Origin of the sequence: Thiohalophilus sp., from assembly GCF_034521165.1 — a bacterium.
Taxonomy (GTDB): Bacteria; Pseudomonadota; Gammaproteobacteria; order UBA6429; family Thiohalophilaceae; genus Thiohalophilus.
On sequence record NZ_JAXHMV010000008.1, the window covers coordinates 606,530 to 623,146 of the forward strand.

The following is a 16,617-nucleotide window of genomic DNA, read 5'->3' on the forward strand; positions in this document are numbered from 1 at the left end:
GACGAGGACGGTAAAACCGAAGGTTCGTAGGAGCGGCTGCGCCGCGATAGATCCTGCCGACCGCACGGCCTGTCGCGCCAGAGGCGCTCCTACAACCTGTGGCCTTGATGCTTTTCCTCGTCACTCGTACCTCGTCCCTCGTTACTGAAACTGATAACTGCTAACTGACTACTTGTAACTATATTTATGAATGCTCAGGAATTTACCAAACGCCGCAAGCACCTGATGGAGCTGATGGGGCCCGATTCGGTGGCGATTTTGCCGGCGGCGCCGCAGCGGATGCGCAATCGCGATACGGAGTTTCATTATCGCCAGGACAGCGACTTCTATTATCTGACCGGTTTTCCCGAGCCGGAGGCGGTGGTGGTGCTGGTGCCGGGGCGCGAGCATGGCGAGTATATTCTGTTCTGCCGTGAGAACGATCTTGACATGGAAGTCTGGAACGGGCCGCGTGCCGGTCAGGAAGGGGCGGTGGAACGCTACAAGGCGGATGATTCGTTTCCCATCGATGATATCGACGACATTCTGCCGGGGCTGCTGGAGAACAAGGAACGGGTGTTTTATACCATGGGCGCCAGCCCCGATTTCGATCAGCGCCTGATCGGCTGGGTCAATCGCCTGCGCAAACAGTCCCGCGCGGGCATTCATACCCCGGGCGAGTTTGTCTCGCTGGAACATCACCTGCACGACATGCGTCTGTACAAGAGCAGCCAGGAGATCAAGGCAATGCGCAGGGCGGCCCAAATCTCCGCCCGGGCACATATTCGTGCCATGCAAAGCTGCAAGCCGGGGCTGTATGAATACCAGATCGAGGCCGAGCTGTTGCACACCTTCATGCAACAGGGGGCGCGGTTTCCGGCTTACCCGTCCATCGTCGGCGGCGGCGCCAACGGGTGTATTCTGCATTACATCGAAAACTATTCGACCTTGAATGACGGCGATTTGCTGCTGATCGACGCCGGCGCCGAGTATGATTATTACGCGGCGGATATCTCGCGTACCTTCCCGGTTAACGGCAAATACAGCAAGGCACAACGGACCCTGTACGATATTGTCCTGGAAGCCCAGTACGCGGCGATCGAACAGGTCAAACCGGGCAATCACTGGAACGATCCGCATGAAGCGGCGGTGAAGGTGCTCACGCAGGGGCTCAAGGATGTGGGGATTCTAAAAGGCGGCCTGAAAAAACTGCTCGAGGACCAGGCCTACAAGCCGTATTACATGCACCGTACCGGCCACTGGCTGGGTATGGATGTGCACGATGTGGGCGACTACAAGGTGGATACCGAATGGCGTGTGCTGGAGCCGGGCATGACCCTGACCATCGAGCCGGGCCTGTATATCTCGGCGCGTCACAGCGAGGTGGCCAAAAAATGGCACAACATCGGGATTCGCATCGAGGATGATGTGCTGGTGACCAAAGAGGGGTGCGAGGTACTGACCCGCGATGTCCCCAAGGATCCCGACGAGATCGAGGCATTGATGACTGAATGAGCGCACCGAACCCGAACGAATTTGATCTGATCATCGTCGGCGGCGGCCTGGTCGGCGCCAGCCTGGCCTGTGCGCTGGCCGACACGCCGCTGCGTATCGCGGTGGTCGAGTCGCATCCTTTCAATGATACACAACAGCATCCCGGTTTCGACGCGCGCACTGTCGCGCTGGCTTACGGTTCGCAACAGATATTTAACGCCATGGGGGTATGGTCGGCGATCGAAGCGCAGGGGGTGACACCGATTCGGGAGATTTATGTCTCCGATCGGGGCCATGCCGGCAGTGCGCACCTGGATGCTGCTGAACAGGGACTGGCAGCGATGGGCTATGTGGCCGAGATCCGGGTGCTGGGCCAGGCGCTGTCCCGGCAACTCGAACAGCAGGCCAACGTCACGCTGCTCTGCCCGGCCAGCGTCAAGGCCGTCCAGTTTGCGCCGACGCACGCGAAGGTGGTTTTAAACCAGGACGGCGAGCTGCGCGAGGTTAGCGCGGCGCTGGTGGTGGCCGCCGATGGCGGGGATTCGTTTATTCGTAACGACAGCGGGATTGCCACCTTCACGCTGGATTATCATCAGTCGGCGCTGATCAGCAACGTGGCCGTCGATCGGCCGCATCGCAACATTGCCTACGAACGCTTTACCGACAGTGGCCCGATGGCCCTGTTGCCCATGTGCGATGAGCAGGGCAACGACAATGCCTTCGCCCTGGTCTGGACCCTCAAACCGGATCAGGTCGACGCGGTACAGGCATGGGACGATGCCACCTTTTTGTCACAACTGCAGGAACGCTTTGGTGAGCGGGCCGGGCACTTTACCCGCGCCAGCCAACGGCATCTCTATCCGTTGAAATTTTTGCAAACCCGCGAGCATGTGCGTCCGCGCCTGGCGGTGATCGGCAATGCCGCGCATACCCTGCATCCGGTGGCCGGGCAGGGCTTCAACCTCGGCTTGCGCGACGTGGCGGTGTTGTCCCAGGTGCTGTCCGAGGCGCTGACGCAACAGGAAGACCTCGGCGAGCTGAGTGTGCTGCAGCGTTACGCCCGGTGGCGCCGACGGGATCATCTGCAAACCTCGCTGGCGACGGACGGCCTGGTGCGCCTGTTTTCCAATAACGTTCTGCCGCTGGCGGTGGCGCGCAATCTGGGGCTGACGCTGCTGGATATTCTGCCGCCGCTGAAAAAACAGCTGGTGCGACATGCCATGGGTTATGTCGGCAAGCTGCCGCGCCTGGCCCGGGGATTGAAACTGTGAGCCGCGATTATGATCTGATCATCGTCGGCGGCAGCATGGTCGGCGCCAGCCTGGCCTGTGCCCTGGCCGATACCCCGTTGCGGATTGCGCTGCTCGATGCGCAGCGCTTCGAGGCTGACTGGCCGGACGACGGCTTCGATCTGCGGGTCAGTGCCATCACTCGCGCCAGCGAAGCATTTTTACAACAGTTGGATGCCTGGCCCGGTGATCACGGCGAGCGGGTCAGTCCGTTTCGCGAGATGCATGTCTGGGATGCCAGCGGCGATGGCGTGATTCATTTCGACAGTGCGGAACTGGGCGAGGCGACGCTGGGGCACATTGTCGAGAACCGTGTTCTGATAAAAAGTCTGCATCGGCAAATCGCTGAAGCAGACAATATCGATTATCTGGCCCCGGTGACCCCGGCGGCGATCGAATTCGACGACCAACAGGTGCGCCTGAGCCTGGAAGCGGGTGAACCGTTGACGGCGAAGTTGCTGGTCGGTGCCGACGGCGGCAATTCATGGGTACGTCGCCAGGTCGGTATCGGCGTGCGTGGCTGGGATTACGATCAGGCCGCGCTGGTCACGTACGTGAAAACCGAACAGTTTCATCGCGAGACGGCCTGGCAACGTTTCATGCCCGACGGGCCGCTGGCGTTTTTGCCGTTGAGCGACGGATACAGTTCGATTGTCTGGTCCACCTCGCCACAACAGGCGCAGCAACTGCAAGCGATGGACGACGCCGCTTTTTGCGAGCAGCTGGCCGCCGCATTCGATTATACCCTCGGGGCGATCGAAATCTGCGGGCCGCGCGCCGTGTTCCCGCTGCGTTTTTTCGAGACCGAACATTACATCCGGCCGCGTCTGGCGCTGGTGGGGGATGCGGCGCACACCATTCATCCGCTGGCCGGGCAGGGCGTCAACCTCGGGTTTGCCGATGCCGACTCCCTGGCGCAGGTGATCCGCGAGGCGCAACAGCAACACAAAGATATTGGTAGTTTGCCGATACTGCGCCGTTACGAGCGCTGGCGTCGTGCCGACAACCGGGCCATGTTAATGACCATGGACGGCTTCAAACGCCTGTTCGGCAGTCAGTGGGGGCCGTTGCGCTGGTTACGCAACAGCGGGCTGAATCTCACCGATCGCCTTGCCCCGCTCAAGAAAATCATCATGCGCCAGGCGATGGGTGGCCCTTCGGGCAGTGACTAGGTAACAGGTGCTAGGTGCTAGGTACTGGTCCTGACGATCTCGTTGGCGAAGCCTGCATGACTTCAAGCGATCATATCGGTATATGGGCTTCTGGGAAGAACCGCGGAGTTCGCAGAGGCGCAGAGTCGCGGAGAAGTATAGCTGGTGCCTGTCAGAGTCGTTTTCACCACGAAGTCGCGAAGACACGAAGAAAAATAGTAAGTGGTTATTACTTCGTTGCTTCGTGTCTTCGTGGTAAGTCGGTTTGTGAGTCATGTTGGCGTAGCCTGTGTGAACCCGGGTTGTTGCATCAGTATATGGGCTCTGAAATGTACGGTGCCCCGCATAGAAGAACAGAATTTACCGCACTGTGATGCTACTTTCGAGCGATAAGGAAGTTCTTGTATCGTTCTCCTCTGCGTCTTTGCGCCTCTGCGAACTCTGCGTTATTTTCCAGTTAATCTGATAATCGACGGGTGCTAAATTCTGCCGGCCCGGCTTTGCAAAGCCTTTGTAAACCCTTAATATCCTTATCTATCATACGAATTTGTGATCGCTTATGGATCCCCTTGATATTGCCGCGGTGTTGCTGGTGCTGATGGCGGGGTTTGCGTTTTTGAATGAACGCTATCTGCGCTTGCCGATCATGCTGGGACTGGTGCTGATGGCCTTGTTGTGGTCGTTGGCGCTGGGGATCGGGACCGAGGCGGGCGGGCCGGCGGTGCAGGCGCAGCTCTGGCTGCGGGGGCATGCGGTGTATGAACCGCTGGTGTCGGGGTTGCTGGGCCTGTTGTTGTTTGCCGGCGCCCTGCGCCTGAATCTGGCGGATCTGGCCAGACAAACCTGGGTCGTTCTGGCACTGGTTATCCTGGGTGTGGGCGTGTCGGTGTTCCTGGTCGGGACGCTTGGCTGGATCATTCTGGCCGGTCTCGGCATCACCTTACCCTGGCTATACGGTTTGTTGTTCGGTGCGTTGATCGCACCGACCGATCCGGTGCTGGTGCGGGGTTTGTTGACGCGGGTTCGTGTTGCGCCCGAGTTGCAGCATCGCATGGCGGGTGAGTCGGTGCTTGCCGGCGGCCTGGCGGTGGTGCTGTTCGTGTTGCTGATGGCCATGGTTGCGCCCGGCGGGATGGCGATAACTGATCGGGTACTCTGGCAGGTGGGGGGCAGCCTGTTGTTCGGCCTGCTTATCGGACTGGCGGCTTATCGCCTGTTACGGCATGTGGACCATTACCAGGTGGAAGTGCTGATTCTGCTGGCGCTGGTGGCCGGGGCGCTGGTACTGGCCGGGCACGGGGCGTTGTCCGGGCCGTTGACCTTGCTGGCCGCCGGGCTCGTGCTGGGCAATCATGGCACTTTACTGGCCATGAGCGAGAAGTCGCGCCGGCATTTGCACGATTTCTGGGAGTTGATCGGCGGGCTGGTTAGCGCGGCATTGTTCGTTCTGCTCGCCCTGGAAGTGATGCTGCCCGGTTTTCGCATGGAATACCTGCTGGCGGCGCTGGCGATTCTGCCGCTGGTGTTGCTGGGCCGTTTTATCGCCATGGGCTTACCGGTCACCGTATTGCGCCGTTTTCGCGCCCAGGCACCGGGTTCGGTTCAGATCATGACCTGGGGTGGCGTGCGCGGAGGAATCAGTATTGCGCTGGTGTTGTCTCTGCCGCCCGGCGAGGCGCGCGAGGCGCTGGTACTGGTGAGTGCGGTTGTTCTGTTGTTTGCCGTTGTGGTGCAGGGTTTGACCTTTCGCTCACTGGTTCGCCATATCGGAGACTGACAGGGTTTACCGGCCGCCCGGGCCGTTATGCGTGTTGCAGCCAGGATTTTTCGCTGTTCCCGAATCGATGCCTGTTGCTTTTGCAAATGATAATTATTATCATTCAAATAAACAGGCATTCTATTTATATATAGGTGGGAGAATTATGAAATCACGTCTTTTACTCGTATTTTTAGCAGGGCTTTTCTCCCTGCAGGCACTGGCGGCCGATCCGCTGGTGATCTACTCCGGCCGCTCGGACAAATTCGTCAAGCCGGTGGTCGAGGCGTTTGAAAAAGAGACCGGCATCCAGGTGCTGCTGCATGCCGGGGGATCCACCACCTTGCTGAACAAGCTCAGACTGGAAGGCGCGCGGACCGACGCGGATCTGTATATCAGCAACGATGCCGGCAATCTGCAAAAAGGCAGCGAGATGGGACTGTTTCGGCCGGTTCCCGAGTCGATCGCCGGTGTGATTCCCGCCAACTTCCGGGCGCCGGATAACACCTGGCTGGGACTCTCGGCGCGGGCCCGGATGCTGGTCGCCAACAGCGAACAGTCGGAAACAGACTTCGTCAAATCGGTGTTTGATCTGGCCGATCCGCGCCTGGAAGGCAAGCTGGCCATCACCCACAGCGGCAACGAAAGCTATATCGCCGGGGTGACCGTCTACATGCTGGCGGCGGGCGAAGAGGTCACCGGTGACTGGCTGCAGGGCATGAAGGATAATGTGGATGGCAGCGTGTTTAACAAGCACAGCAAGATTGTTAACGCGGTTGCGGACGGTAAAAAGGCGATCGGGCTGGTCAATCACTATTACATCTATCGCCATCTGGATCAGCATCCTGACGCGCCCCTGAAGGTGATTATTCCGGACCAGGGTAAAGACGGCATGGGCGTGGCCTGGAACGTGGCTGGTATTGCCATGAGTCGCCACAGCCAGAAAGTCGAGGCGGCGGAAAAATTCGTGGCCTTTGCCGCTTCCGAACAGGGCCAGAAGCTGTTCGCCGAGGTCAATCGGGAATATCCGACGCGTCCGGGTGTCCCGGCTGCCGATGAAGTGCCGCCGCTGGATTCCTACAAGGTGGCCGATGTGCCAATGGCGCGTCTGGGGGAAATGCGCAATGCCACGCTGGATCTGATCGAAGAAGTCGGCATGCCGTAATTCGGTTAGCCTTGCGGTAACGGATCGCCGTTAGCGCGACAGCTGTTTTTATCCGGCTGCCCGGTATCCCGGGCGGCAACTTAATTTAATCCAGCCTGTTTGAAGATCGCCGATTTGAGTGCCACACAAACCGTTACTCTGCCGCTGTTTAACACCCGCCTGACCCTGCGCGGCGCCCTGTCGCTACTGGTGGTGTTGCTGGCGGCGATTCCTCTGGTGTTTGTCATCTACAGCAGTCTGCAGCTGGACAGTGAAGGCTGGGCCGGCCTGTGGAGCAGTCGGTTGCCGGGGCTGTTATGGAATACCCTGTCCCTGTCGGTACTGGTCGGTGTCGGCAGCATGGTGCTGGGCGTCTCCGCCGCCTGGTGGATTACCCGGCGGGAATTTCCGGGCCGGCGGCTTGCCATCTGGTTGATGGTCCTGCCCCTGACCATACCCACCTATGTGTTTGCGCATATCTATACCACCCTGTTCGATGATGACGGCTGGATCGGCCAGGCCTGGCAATGGCTGTTTGGCGAGGCGGTGGCAATACCGGATCTCTTCAATGTAGTGGGGGTCGGTTTTATTCTCACTCTGGCCGGCTTTTCCTATGTGTTTTTGCTGGTGCAGGACTCCCTGTCCCGCTCCCAGCAAAACCTGGAAGAGGCGGCCCGCATTCAGGGGGCGCGCCCGGCCCAGGTCTTCTGGCGGGTTAATCTGCCGTTGATGCGCCCGGCGATTGCCGCGGGTCTGGCGCTGGTGGTGCTGCATGTGCTGTCCGATTTTGGCGCGGTCAGCATGATGCGTTATCAGACGTTTACCCTGAGTATTTACCTGCAGATGACCGGGCGCTTTGATTACAACGCGGCGGCCGGGTTGTCCCTGGTGCTGGTCTCCCTGAGCCTGACGTTTTTGATCCTGGAGCGCTTCTTTCGTAACCGGCAGCGTTACTACGGCACGGCGCAGGCCAAACGCTATACCGCCCGTCGGGCCACCCGCTTCGAGATCGTCGCGATCTGGTTCTGGCTGGGCCTGATCGCCCTGTTTGCCTTTGTCCTGCCGATTCTCTGGATGCTGATCTGGAGCTGGGAGGCCTGGATGCAGGATCTCATCAGCGACCGGTTCTGGGGTTATGTGGGGAACTCGCTGCTGGTCAGCGTGCTGGCCGCGAGCCTGACCGTGGTGGTGGCGTTGCCGGTGGCGCTTTATCACGCGCGGGAACGCAGCTGGTTGAGTCAGACCTATCTGCATGTCTCCAGCGTCGGCTTTGTGCTGCCCGGGCCGGTGATCGCGCTGGGCATCCTGGCCTTTGTCCTGAGCCAGGTGGATATTCTCTACGGCAGCCTGGCGGTGCTGGTGATCGCCATGCTGATCCGTTTTCTGCCGCTGGCCATCCAGGCCCAGGAAGCGGCGGCCCAGCAACTGACGCCCTCAATGGAAGAGGCCGCGCGCAGTCTCGGCGCCGGGACCTTCGAAAATCTGCGCCGCATCATACTGCCGATGATCCGCGGTGGCATGATCAGCGCCTGGGTGCTGGTGTTCATCGACACCCTCAAGGAATTGCCCGCCACCCTGATCCTGCGACCGACCGGCTTCGACACCCTGCCGGTACGCATCTGGATCGAAGCCAGCGAGGAAATGCTCGAACACGCGGCCCCCGCCGCCCTGATGCTGGTCATCGGCACCCTGCCGGTGCTCTGGTTCCTCATGCGCCCGGTCAAACAGCGCTGAGCGGGATTTTTCAGGCGCTCTGGAAAAAAACGCAAAGGGCGCAAAGACGCAAAGGACGCAGAGAAAATATATTGTGTAATCTCTTGAGTAACACTTCCGTACCTGGAGAATTTTCCCGCATCAGGTGGCTTAATTTATTGATGTGTAATCAAAGAATTGTGCGATATCAAGTCGCAATAACAAACCAGATGAGCGACTAAAAAACCTCTGCGATCTTTGCGTCTTTGCGTCCTTCGCGTTACTTCCACCATTACTATCTACTGCAAAGACCCAATAAATATCACCGGTATTTCCCCAAATTCACCTTGGCTTCTCTTGCTCAACCCGTTAAGATCACACTATAAGCCACTACCCTGTGGGAGAGTGCAGGCTTGACCTGCCGCCGAAGGCGCAACCGCCCGGAATCGCTCAGGCAAAAGGACCGCGGGGAATAAGGCTGACTCTGGAGAGACCTCGATATGCGGGGCACCGAAGGGGCTGAAGCTCTCAGGTGAAAGGACAGAGGGGCGAAACAAAGCAGCTAACTGCTTATGTTTCGCCCTTTTTTATTTTCACCAGTTAAAGGTTGACCGGGCACCATGAGCGATAAAGTCATTCCAGTTTTCGATTTCTCCCACGAGCCGAATGCCGGGCGTATGCCCCAGTGGATTCGCCAGCCGCTCGGTAATCACGTCAATTATTCCCACACAGCGCGCAGCGTGCACAGCAATACCCTGCACACCGTGTGCGAGGAAGCCCGTTGTCCCAATCGCGGCGAGTGCTGGAGCCAGGGCACGGCCACGTTCATGCTGCTGGGCGATACCTGCACCCGCGCCTGCGGTTTTTGCGCGGTCAAGACCGGCCGTCCCGGCTGGTTCGACGATCAGGAGCCGGAGCGCATTGCCGCGGCTGTGCGCGACATGGGGCTCGACTACGTGGTTCTGACCTCGGTCAATCGTGACGACATGGCCGACGGCGGTGCCACCATCTATGCTGAAACCGTCAAGGCACTGCGGCGCGACAAGCCGGCGATCGGCGTCGAGCTGCTGACCCCCGATTTTCATCGCTGTCAGGAACAGTCCATCGAGATTATGAACGCCGCGCTGCGCCAGGCGGTGCATCCGAGCAGCGAACTGCAGATGGTCTGGGGGCATAACGTGGAGACAGTCCCGTCACTGTATAAACAGGTACGCAAGGGTTCCAGTTATGAACGCTCGCTGGAGATGCTGCGCCTGGCCGCTCTGCAGCCGGGTGTCGAAGCCAAGTCCGCCATCATGCTCGGCCTCGGCGAAAGCCGCGAGGAAGTGCTGCAGGTATTGCGCGATCTGCGCGAGGTCGGCGTCAGCCGCATCGCCATCGGTCAGTACCTGCGCCCCAGCCGCTATCACCTGGCGGTCAAGCGCTATCTGTCGCCGGCCGAGTTTGACGACTATGGCAAACAGGCCCGGGCGCTGGGCTTTGGCTGGGTCAAGTCCGGCCCCATGGTGCGTTCTTCCTATCATGCCGAAGAACAGCAGAACTGATTTTTCTGTTCTTTCTTTTTATCTGATTCAAGAGTAACCAGGCTTATGGGTAACCGTACTCCGCTATACGAAGAACACCTTCGCGCCAACGCCAAGATGGTCGATTTTGGCGGCTGGGACATGCCGATCAACTACGGCTCGCAGATCGAGGAGCATCATCAGGTGCGCCGTGACGCGGGCATGTTCGATGTCTCGCACATGACCATCGTCGATCTGAGCGGCGAAAAGGTAAAACCGTTTTTGCAGTATCTGCTGGCCAACAATGTCGACAAGCTCAAGACTGCCGGCAAGGCCCTGTATACCTGCATGCTCAACGAGCAGGGCGGGGTGATTGACGATCTGATCGTCTATTATCTGGATGATACGTTTTACCGCATGGTGGTTAACGCCGCGACCCGCGACAAGGATCTGGCCTGGATCGAAAAACAGGCCGCCGCTTTCGAGGTCAGCGTCACTGAGCGCGACGAGATGGCGATGATCGCGGTTCAGGGCCCCAATGCCCGCGACAAGGCCCATCAGGTGCTGGGGGGCGAGGCCGCCGACAAACTGGGTGACATGAAACCGTTTGTCATGCGCGAGCTGGGCGAGTTCAAGGTCGCGCGCACCGGTTATACCGGCGAGGACGGCTATGAAATTATTCTGCCGGCGAATCAGGCGGCCGGTTTCTGGCAACAACTGGTCGAGGCCGGTGTCAAACCGACCGGTCTGGGTGCGCGCGATACGCTGCGTCTGGAAGCCGGCATGAATCTGTACGGCCATGATATGGATGAGAACACCACGCCGCTGGAGTCCGGCCTGAGCTGGACCGTGGCCTGGGAGCCGGAAGATCGGGACTTTATTGGCCGCGCCGCCATTGCCAGACAGAAGGCCGACGGCGTCAAACACAAGCTGGTCGGGCTGGTGCTCGAGGATCGCGGCGTGTTGCGCGATCATCAGAAGGTGATTGTCGACGGCAATGAGGCCGGCGAAATCACCAGCGGCAGTTTTTCTCCGACCCTGGGCAAGTCGATCGCCTTTGCCCGGGTTCCGGCCTCGGTCGACACGCATTGCCAGGTGGATGTACGCGGTAAGCCGTTGACCGCCCGGGTTGTCAAGCCGCCGTTTGTGCGTAACGGCAAAGCCTGTATCGACGTTTAAGTATTCAGAACATTTCAGAGGATAAAAATCATGAGCAATATTCCCCAGGAACTGCGGTTCACCAAATCCCATGAGTGGGTCAAACGTGAAGAAGACGGCACGCTGGTTGTCGGTATTACCGATCATGCCCAGCAACTGCTGGGTGATCTGGTGTTCGTCGAAGTCCCGGAAGTCGGTAGCAGTTTTAAAGACAGCGACGACTGTGCCGTGATCGAATCGGTCAAGGCCGCCTCGGACGTTTATTGCCCGATTGCCGGTGAAGTGATCGAAAGCAACGAAGCACTGGCCGATGCCCCGGAAACCATCAATAACGATCCCTATGGTGATGGCTGGATCTTCAAGCTCAAGCCCGAAGACGAAGGGGCCTATGATGCATTGATGGATGCCGATGCGTATGCCGAGGTCGTAGCCGAAGACGAACACTGAATATCCGTCTTCAAACTGAACTTTGATGTAACCAGGTAAACAGAATGCCGTTTATACCCCATACCGAAAAAGATATCGCTGAAATGCTCAAGGCCATCGGGGCCGACAGCATCGAACAGCTGTTTGACGAGATCCCGGAAAACCTGCGCAGTGCCGGGCTGCAGGACGTGCCGACCAGTACCAATGAAATGGAAGTCACCCGGCTGATGCACGAGCGCGCCGATCAGGATGCGCGCACGCTGTGTTTCCTGGGCGCCGGGGCCTATGAACATCATATTCCGGCGGCGGTATGGGAACTGACCACCCGTGGTGAGTTCTATTCGGCCTATACGCCGTATCAGGCGGAAGCCAGCCAGGGCACGCTGCAGCTGCTGTATGAATACCAGACCATGATGGCCAGTCTGACCGGCATGGATGTCTCCAATGCCTCGTTGTATGACGGTGCCTCGTCGCTGGCTGAAGCGGTTCTGATGGCCGTGCGCGCCAATCGTAAATCGAAAGCCAAACGCATTCTGATGCCGCGCACCGTCCATCCGTCCTATCGCAAGGTGGCGCACACCATCGTGCACAATCAGGGCATCGTGCTCGAAGAGCTCGACTACGATCGCAATAGCGGGATTATCGATCCCGACTCGCTGCCCAACGATCCGGGTGATTTCACCGCGCTGGTGATTCCACAGCCCAATTTCTTCGGTAACCTGGAAGAGGTCAATGCGTTGACCGACTGGGCCCATCAACATGGCGCCCTGGTGATTGCGGTGGTCAACCCGACGTCGCTGGCACTGATCGCGCCACCCGGTGAATGGGGCGAAATCGGTGCCGATATCGCCTGCGGTGATGGTCAGCCGCTGGGGGCGCCGCTCTCTTCCGGCGGGCCGTACTTTGGTTTCATGTGCTGTCGCCAGGCCTATGTGCGCCAGATGCCGGGCCGGATTATCGGCCGCACCGTGGATCTGGACGGCAAGGAAGGTTTTGCCCTGACGTTGCAGGCCCGCGAGCAGCACATTCGTCGCTCCAAGGCCACGTCCAATATCTGTACCAACCAGGGCCTGCTGGTGACCGCGGCAACCATTTACATGTCACTGCTCGGTCCCCAGGGACTGCAACGGGTCGCCAGCCACAGCCATGCCAACACCGTGAAACTGGCCGACAAGCTGGTCGACAAACTCGACGGCGCCGAAAAAGTGTTCGATCGCCCGGTATTTCACGAGGTCGTCGTGCGCCTGAAACAGCCGGTACAGGATATTCTGAACAGCCTGTCGGAACAGGGCATTGTTGGCGGTTACCCGCTGAAAGAGGATTATCCGGAACTGGATAACTGTCTGCTGTTGTGTGCAACAGAAACCAAGACCGAGGCCGATCTGGATGCCTTCGTCGAAGCGGTTGAGCGTATCACCAGCCGCCTGTAGTGGCGGACTGTTGTGTGAAAGCAAAAACGGCACAGGCCAAACCCATCCTGTAAGGAGGAGCGTCATGGCACAGATTACATTGCAAGGTGACACCATCAATACCAACGGCGATCTGCCGGCTGTCGGCAGCGCCGCTCCGGCGTTTAAACTGACCACGGCCGATCTGGACGATGTCGGTCTGGATAACTACCCGGGCAAGAAAAAATTGCTCAACATCGTGCCCAGTCTGGATACCCCGGTCTGCGCCACCTCGACCGAGAAATTCAACGAAGCGGCCAGGGGGCGCGATGATGTGGTGATGTTGATCATCGCCGCCGATCTGCCGTTCGCCATGAGCCGTTTTTGTACCGGCGAGAAGCTGGATAACGTGATCCCGCTGTCCATGATGCGCGACAAGAACTTCGCCAAGGACTACGGCGTGCTGATCCAGGACGGCCCGCTGGCCGGCATCACCGCGCGTGCCGTGGTCGTGGTCGATGAAAACGATAAGGTGGTCTACACCGAAATGGTGCCCGAAATTGCCCAGGAGCCGGACTACGACAAGGCCCTGGCGGCGCTGGGTTAGATCCATTTTTCTTCGCTCTGGAAAGTAACGCGGAGGACGCGGAGGCGCAAAGAACGCAGAGAAGTAATTAATGTGTAGACAACAGCCCAGGATATCATTGGGTTTATTAAATACTCTGCGAACTCCGCGTCTCTGCGGTAAAAAATTTAAAAACCAGCTGACACTATGGTTGTATGAATCGTCGATGAGACGTTGTTTGATGAACTTGAGATGAGATTATGTTGATTTTTGAACAATCGAGAAGTGGCCGGACCAATCCGCCGCAGGCCCCGTTGCAGGATGTCGCGATCGATGACATTCCGGATCAGTTTCGACGCCAGTCGAAGCCGAGCCTGCCGGAGGTGTCCGAGATGCAGGCGGTGCGCCATTATACCCGGCTGTCGCAGAAGAACTTCTCCATTGATACCCATTTCTATCCGCTGGGTTCCTGCACCATGAAATACAACCCGCGGGGTTGTAATACCCTGGCGATGTTGCCCGGCTTTTTGCGCCGCCATCCCATGAGCCCGGACAGCATGAGTCAGGGTTTCATGGCCTGCATGTATGAATTGCAGGAGATGCTCAAGGATGTCACCGGGATGAAAGCCGTCTCGATGGCGCCGATGGCTGGCGCTCAGGGTGAGTTCACCGGCGTGGCGATGATTCGCAAGTATCACGAATCCCGTAACGACGAGGCCCGCACCGAGATCCTGGTGCCCGATGCGGCGCACGGCACCAATCCGGCGACCGCCGTGATGTGCAATTACAAGGTGCGCGAGATCCCGACCAATGACGAGGGCGATGTGGATCTGGAAGCCCTGAAAGCCGCGGTCGGTCCACAGACCGCCGGGATCATGCTGACCAATCCGTCGACCCTGGGCGTGTTCGAGCGCAAGATCAAGGAGATTGCCGACATCGTGCACGAGGCCGGTGGCCTGCTGTATTACGACGGGGCCAACCTCAATGCGATTCTGGGCAAGGTGAAGCCAGGCGACATGGGTTTTGACGTGATTCACATGAATCTGCACAAGACCTTCTCCACTCCGCACGGCGGCGGTGGTCCCGGTGCCGGACCGGTCGGTGTCAGCCAGCGGCTGGAGCCCTATCTGCCGGTGCCGCTGCTGAGCAAGGAAGGCGATCAATATCGCTGGCTGACGGATAACGAGCGCCCCGAATCGATCGGCAAGCTGTCCACCTTTATGGGTAATGCCGGGGTTCTGTTGCGGGCCTATATCTATGCCCGTCTGCTGGGCAAGGAAGGCATGCACCGGGTCAGCGAGTTTGCCACATTGAATGCCAACTATATGCAGGCCCGCCTGCGCGAGGCCGGTTTCGAACTGGCCTATCCGCAACGCCGTGCCACGCATGAATTCATCGTGACCCTGCGCAAACAGGCCAAAGAGCTGGGTGTTAACGCGATGGATTTTGCCAAACGGCTGCTCGATTACGGATTCCATGCACCGACCACCTATTTTCCGTTGCTGGTGCCCGAGTGTCTGTTAATCGAGCCGACGGAAACGGAATCGAAGGAAGATATCGACGCCTTTATCGAGGCGATGATCGCCATTCAGGGCGAGGCAGAAAATTCGCCGGAGACGGTGAAACAGGCGCCGCATACCATGCCGGTGCGACGTCTGGATGATGTCAAGGCGGCCAAGGAGCTGGATCTCGCCTGGAAACCCGAATGAATTCGGGTAAACTGGCCGAATGATAAACGAAATCAGGCGCATCTGGCGGGCCGGCGGGTATAGCTGGAAAGGGTTGCGGGCCGCCGCGGCCAACGAGCCGGCAGTGCGTACCGAGCTGATTCTGTTTGTCGTTCTGACGCCCGGCGTATTCTGGCTGGGGCGTAATGCCGTTGAATATGCGTTATTGTTCGGCACCCTGTTTCTGGTGTTGCTGGCCGAACTGTTCAATTCCGCGATTGAAGTTGTCGTGGATCGTATCAGCAGTGAATGGCATGAACTTTCCGGTCGGGCCAAGGATATTGGATCGGCGGCGGTATTTATCGCGCTGATCAATTTTCTGGTTATCTGGGGCCTGCTGCTCTTTGACCGGATCACTAATTAAACGAAAAATCAGGAGTAATCTATGTCTGCATTAATCTGTGGCTCATTTGCCTACGATACCATCATGGTCTTCCCCGACCAGTTCAAGAATCATATCCTTCCCGACAAGGTTCATATTCTGAACGTTTCCTTCCTCGTGCCCGAGATGCGCCGCGAGTTCGGTGGTTGCGCCGGGAACATCGCCTACAATCTGAAACTGCTGGGTGGCGATCCCTTGCCGATGGGCACCGTCGGTACCGATTTTGCTCCCTATGCCGAGTGGATGGATAAAAACGGCATCAGCCGCAAGCATATCAAGGAAGTTAACAGCTATACCGGTCAGGCCTTTATTACCACCGATAAGGACGATAACCAGATTACCGCTTTTCATCCCGGCGCCATGGGCTTCTCCCATGAAAACCGGGTCCAGGATGCCGATGGCGTCAAGGTGGGACTGGTTGCTCCGGACGGCCGTGACGGCATGATTCAGCATGCCGAACAGTTTGCCGAGCAGGGTATCCCGTTTATTTTCGACCCGGGCCAGGGGCTGCCCATGTTTGGCGGCGATGAACTGATGGATTTCGCCGAAAAAGCTAGCTATATCGCGCTGAATGACTACGAGGCGCAGCTGTTCGAGGAGCGCACCGGCAAGTCCCCGCATGAACTGGCGGAAATGGTCGATGCACTGATCATTACCCGCGGTGGTGAAGGCTCGCAAATCTATACTAAACAGCATCGCCATGAAATCCCGACCGCCCCGGTCAAGGGCATCAACGATCCGACCGGTTGCGGCGACGCCTATCGGGCCGGCATTCTGTACGGTTTGCTCAATGACATGGACTGGGAAACCACCGGTCGCATTGCCTCGCTGATGGGGGCGATCAAGGTCGAGTCGACCGGCCCGCAGAACCACAGTTTTACCATGGACGAGTTCAAAAAACGCTACAAAGAAAGCTTCGATATGAGCTTTTAAGAGTAAAAAAGCCCGCTTACGCGGGCTTTTT

General features: G+C 58.4%; 14 protein-coding genes and 1 riboswitch. All 14 genes read left to right on the plus strand.

What is annotated here, in order from left to right; all coding sequences use genetic code 11:
- Positions 1 to 186 precede the first annotated feature (186 nt).
- The 14 genes from pepP (at position 187) to U5K34_RS07745 (ending at position 16,586) form a co-directional block, all read left to right on the plus strand.
- On the plus strand, positions 187 to 1,494 hold the full coding sequence (pepP, locus tag U5K34_RS07680; RefSeq protein WP_322567798.1) for a Xaa-Pro aminopeptidase: 1,308 nt from the start codon (positions 187 to 189) through the stop codon (positions 1,492 to 1,494).
- A complete protein-coding gene (ubiH, locus tag U5K34_RS07685; protein ID WP_322567799.1) occupies positions 1,491 to 2,744 on the plus strand; it encodes a 2-octaprenyl-6-methoxyphenyl hydroxylase in 1,254 nt (417 codons plus the stop codon). The genes pepP and ubiH overlap by 4 nt, the downstream gene beginning before the upstream one ends.
- Positions 2,741 to 3,934 carry a UbiH/UbiF/VisC/COQ6 family ubiquinone biosynthesis hydroxylase gene (locus U5K34_RS07690; protein ID WP_322567800.1) on the plus strand — a complete coding sequence of 398 codons (1,194 nt, stop codon included), beginning with the start codon at positions 2,741 to 2,743 and terminating at the stop codon, positions 3,932 to 3,934. Before ubiH ends, U5K34_RS07690 begins: the two co-directional genes overlap by 4 nt.
- Positions 3,935 to 4,472: 538 nt before the next feature.
- Positions 4,473 to 5,690 carry a cation:proton antiporter gene (locus U5K34_RS07695; protein WP_322567801.1) on the plus strand — a complete coding sequence of 406 codons (1,218 nt, stop codon included), beginning with the start codon at positions 4,473 to 4,475 and terminating at the stop codon, positions 5,688 to 5,690.
- Between the two features lie 145 nt (positions 5,691 to 5,835).
- Entirely contained in the window at positions 5,836 to 6,834 is a 999-nt protein-coding gene (locus tag U5K34_RS07700) for an extracellular solute-binding protein (RefSeq protein WP_322567802.1), read from the plus strand.
- Between the two features lie 114 nt (positions 6,835 to 6,948).
- Positions 6,949 to 8,547, plus strand: coding sequence for an iron ABC transporter permease (locus U5K34_RS07705; protein WP_322567803.1), 1,599 nt, complete (start codon positions 6,949 to 6,951; stop codon positions 8,545 to 8,547).
- A 346-nt stretch (positions 8,548 to 8,893) separates the two neighbouring features.
- Positions 8,894 to 8,981: riboswitch (glycine riboswitch) on the plus strand.
- 144 nt (positions 8,982 to 9,125) lie between these two features.
- On the plus strand, positions 9,126 to 10,049 hold the full coding sequence (gene lipA, locus U5K34_RS07710) for a lipoyl synthase (protein ID WP_322567804.1): 924 nt from the start codon (positions 9,126 to 9,128) through the stop codon (positions 10,047 to 10,049).
- 45 nt (positions 10,050 to 10,094) lie between these two features.
- Positions 10,095 to 11,186 (plus strand): glycine cleavage system aminomethyltransferase GcvT, encoded by a 1,092-nt coding sequence (gene gcvT / locus U5K34_RS07715; protein ID WP_322567805.1) that lies wholly within the window; start codon positions 10,095 to 10,097, stop codon positions 11,184 to 11,186.
- Positions 11,187 to 11,216: 30 nt separating this feature from the next.
- A complete protein-coding gene (gene gcvH / locus U5K34_RS07720; protein WP_322567806.1) occupies positions 11,217 to 11,612 on the plus strand; it encodes a glycine cleavage system protein GcvH in 396 nt (131 codons plus the stop codon).
- A gap of 44 nt (positions 11,613 to 11,656) precedes the next feature.
- On the plus strand, positions 11,657 to 13,021 hold the full coding sequence (gcvPA, locus tag U5K34_RS07725) for an aminomethyl-transferring glycine dehydrogenase subunit GcvPA (protein ID WP_322567807.1): 1,365 nt from the start codon (positions 11,657 to 11,659) through the stop codon (positions 13,019 to 13,021).
- Between the two features lie 64 nt (positions 13,022 to 13,085).
- On the plus strand, positions 13,086 to 13,586 hold the full coding sequence (gene tpx, locus U5K34_RS07730; RefSeq protein WP_322567808.1) for a thiol peroxidase: 501 nt from the start codon (positions 13,086 to 13,088) through the stop codon (positions 13,584 to 13,586).
- A gap of 218 nt (positions 13,587 to 13,804) precedes the next feature.
- Positions 13,805 to 15,253 carry an aminomethyl-transferring glycine dehydrogenase subunit GcvPB gene (gene gcvPB, locus U5K34_RS07735; protein ID WP_322567809.1) on the plus strand — a complete coding sequence of 483 codons (1,449 nt, stop codon included), beginning with the start codon at positions 13,805 to 13,807 and terminating at the stop codon, positions 15,251 to 15,253.
- 19 nt (positions 15,254 to 15,272) lie between these two features.
- A complete protein-coding gene (locus tag U5K34_RS07740; protein ID WP_322567810.1) occupies positions 15,273 to 15,635 on the plus strand; it encodes a diacylglycerol kinase in 363 nt (120 codons plus the stop codon).
- A 21-nt stretch (positions 15,636 to 15,656) separates the two neighbouring features.
- Positions 15,657 to 16,586 (plus strand): carbohydrate kinase family protein, encoded by a 930-nt coding sequence (locus U5K34_RS07745; protein ID WP_322567811.1) that lies wholly within the window; start codon positions 15,657 to 15,659, stop codon positions 16,584 to 16,586.
- Positions 16,587 to 16,617: the final 31 nt, after the last annotated feature.

Coding starts and splice junctions, on each gene's coding strand:
- pepP (WP_322567798.1), top strand. CDS start 187: ATGAATGCTCAGGAATTTACCAAACGCCGCAAGCACCTGATGGAGCTG.
- ubiH (WP_322567799.1), top strand. CDS start 1,491: ATGAGCGCACCGAACCCGAACGAATTTGATCTGATCATCGTCGGCGGC.
- U5K34_RS07695 (WP_322567801.1), top strand. CDS start 4,473: ATGGATCCCCTTGATATTGCCGCGGTGTTGCTGGTGCTGATGGCGGGG.
- U5K34_RS07700 (WP_322567802.1), top strand. CDS start 5,836: ATGAAATCACGTCTTTTACTCGTATTTTTAGCAGGGCTTTTCTCCCTG.
- lipA (WP_322567804.1), top strand. CDS start 9,126: ATGAGCGATAAAGTCATTCCAGTTTTCGATTTCTCCCACGAGCCGAAT.
- gcvT (WP_322567805.1), top strand. CDS start 10,095: ATGGGTAACCGTACTCCGCTATACGAAGAACACCTTCGCGCCAACGCC.
- gcvH (WP_322567806.1), top strand. CDS start 11,217: ATGAGCAATATTCCCCAGGAACTGCGGTTCACCAAATCCCATGAGTGG.
- gcvPA (WP_322567807.1), top strand. CDS start 11,657: ATGCCGTTTATACCCCATACCGAAAAAGATATCGCTGAAATGCTCAAG.
- tpx (WP_322567808.1), top strand. CDS start 13,086: ATGGCACAGATTACATTGCAAGGTGACACCATCAATACCAACGGCGAT.
- gcvPB (WP_322567809.1), top strand. CDS start 13,805: ATGTTGATTTTTGAACAATCGAGAAGTGGCCGGACCAATCCGCCGCAG.
- U5K34_RS07740 (WP_322567810.1), top strand. CDS start 15,273: ATGATAAACGAAATCAGGCGCATCTGGCGGGCCGGCGGGTATAGCTGG.
- U5K34_RS07745 (WP_322567811.1), top strand. CDS start 15,657: ATGTCTGCATTAATCTGTGGCTCATTTGCCTACGATACCATCATGGTC.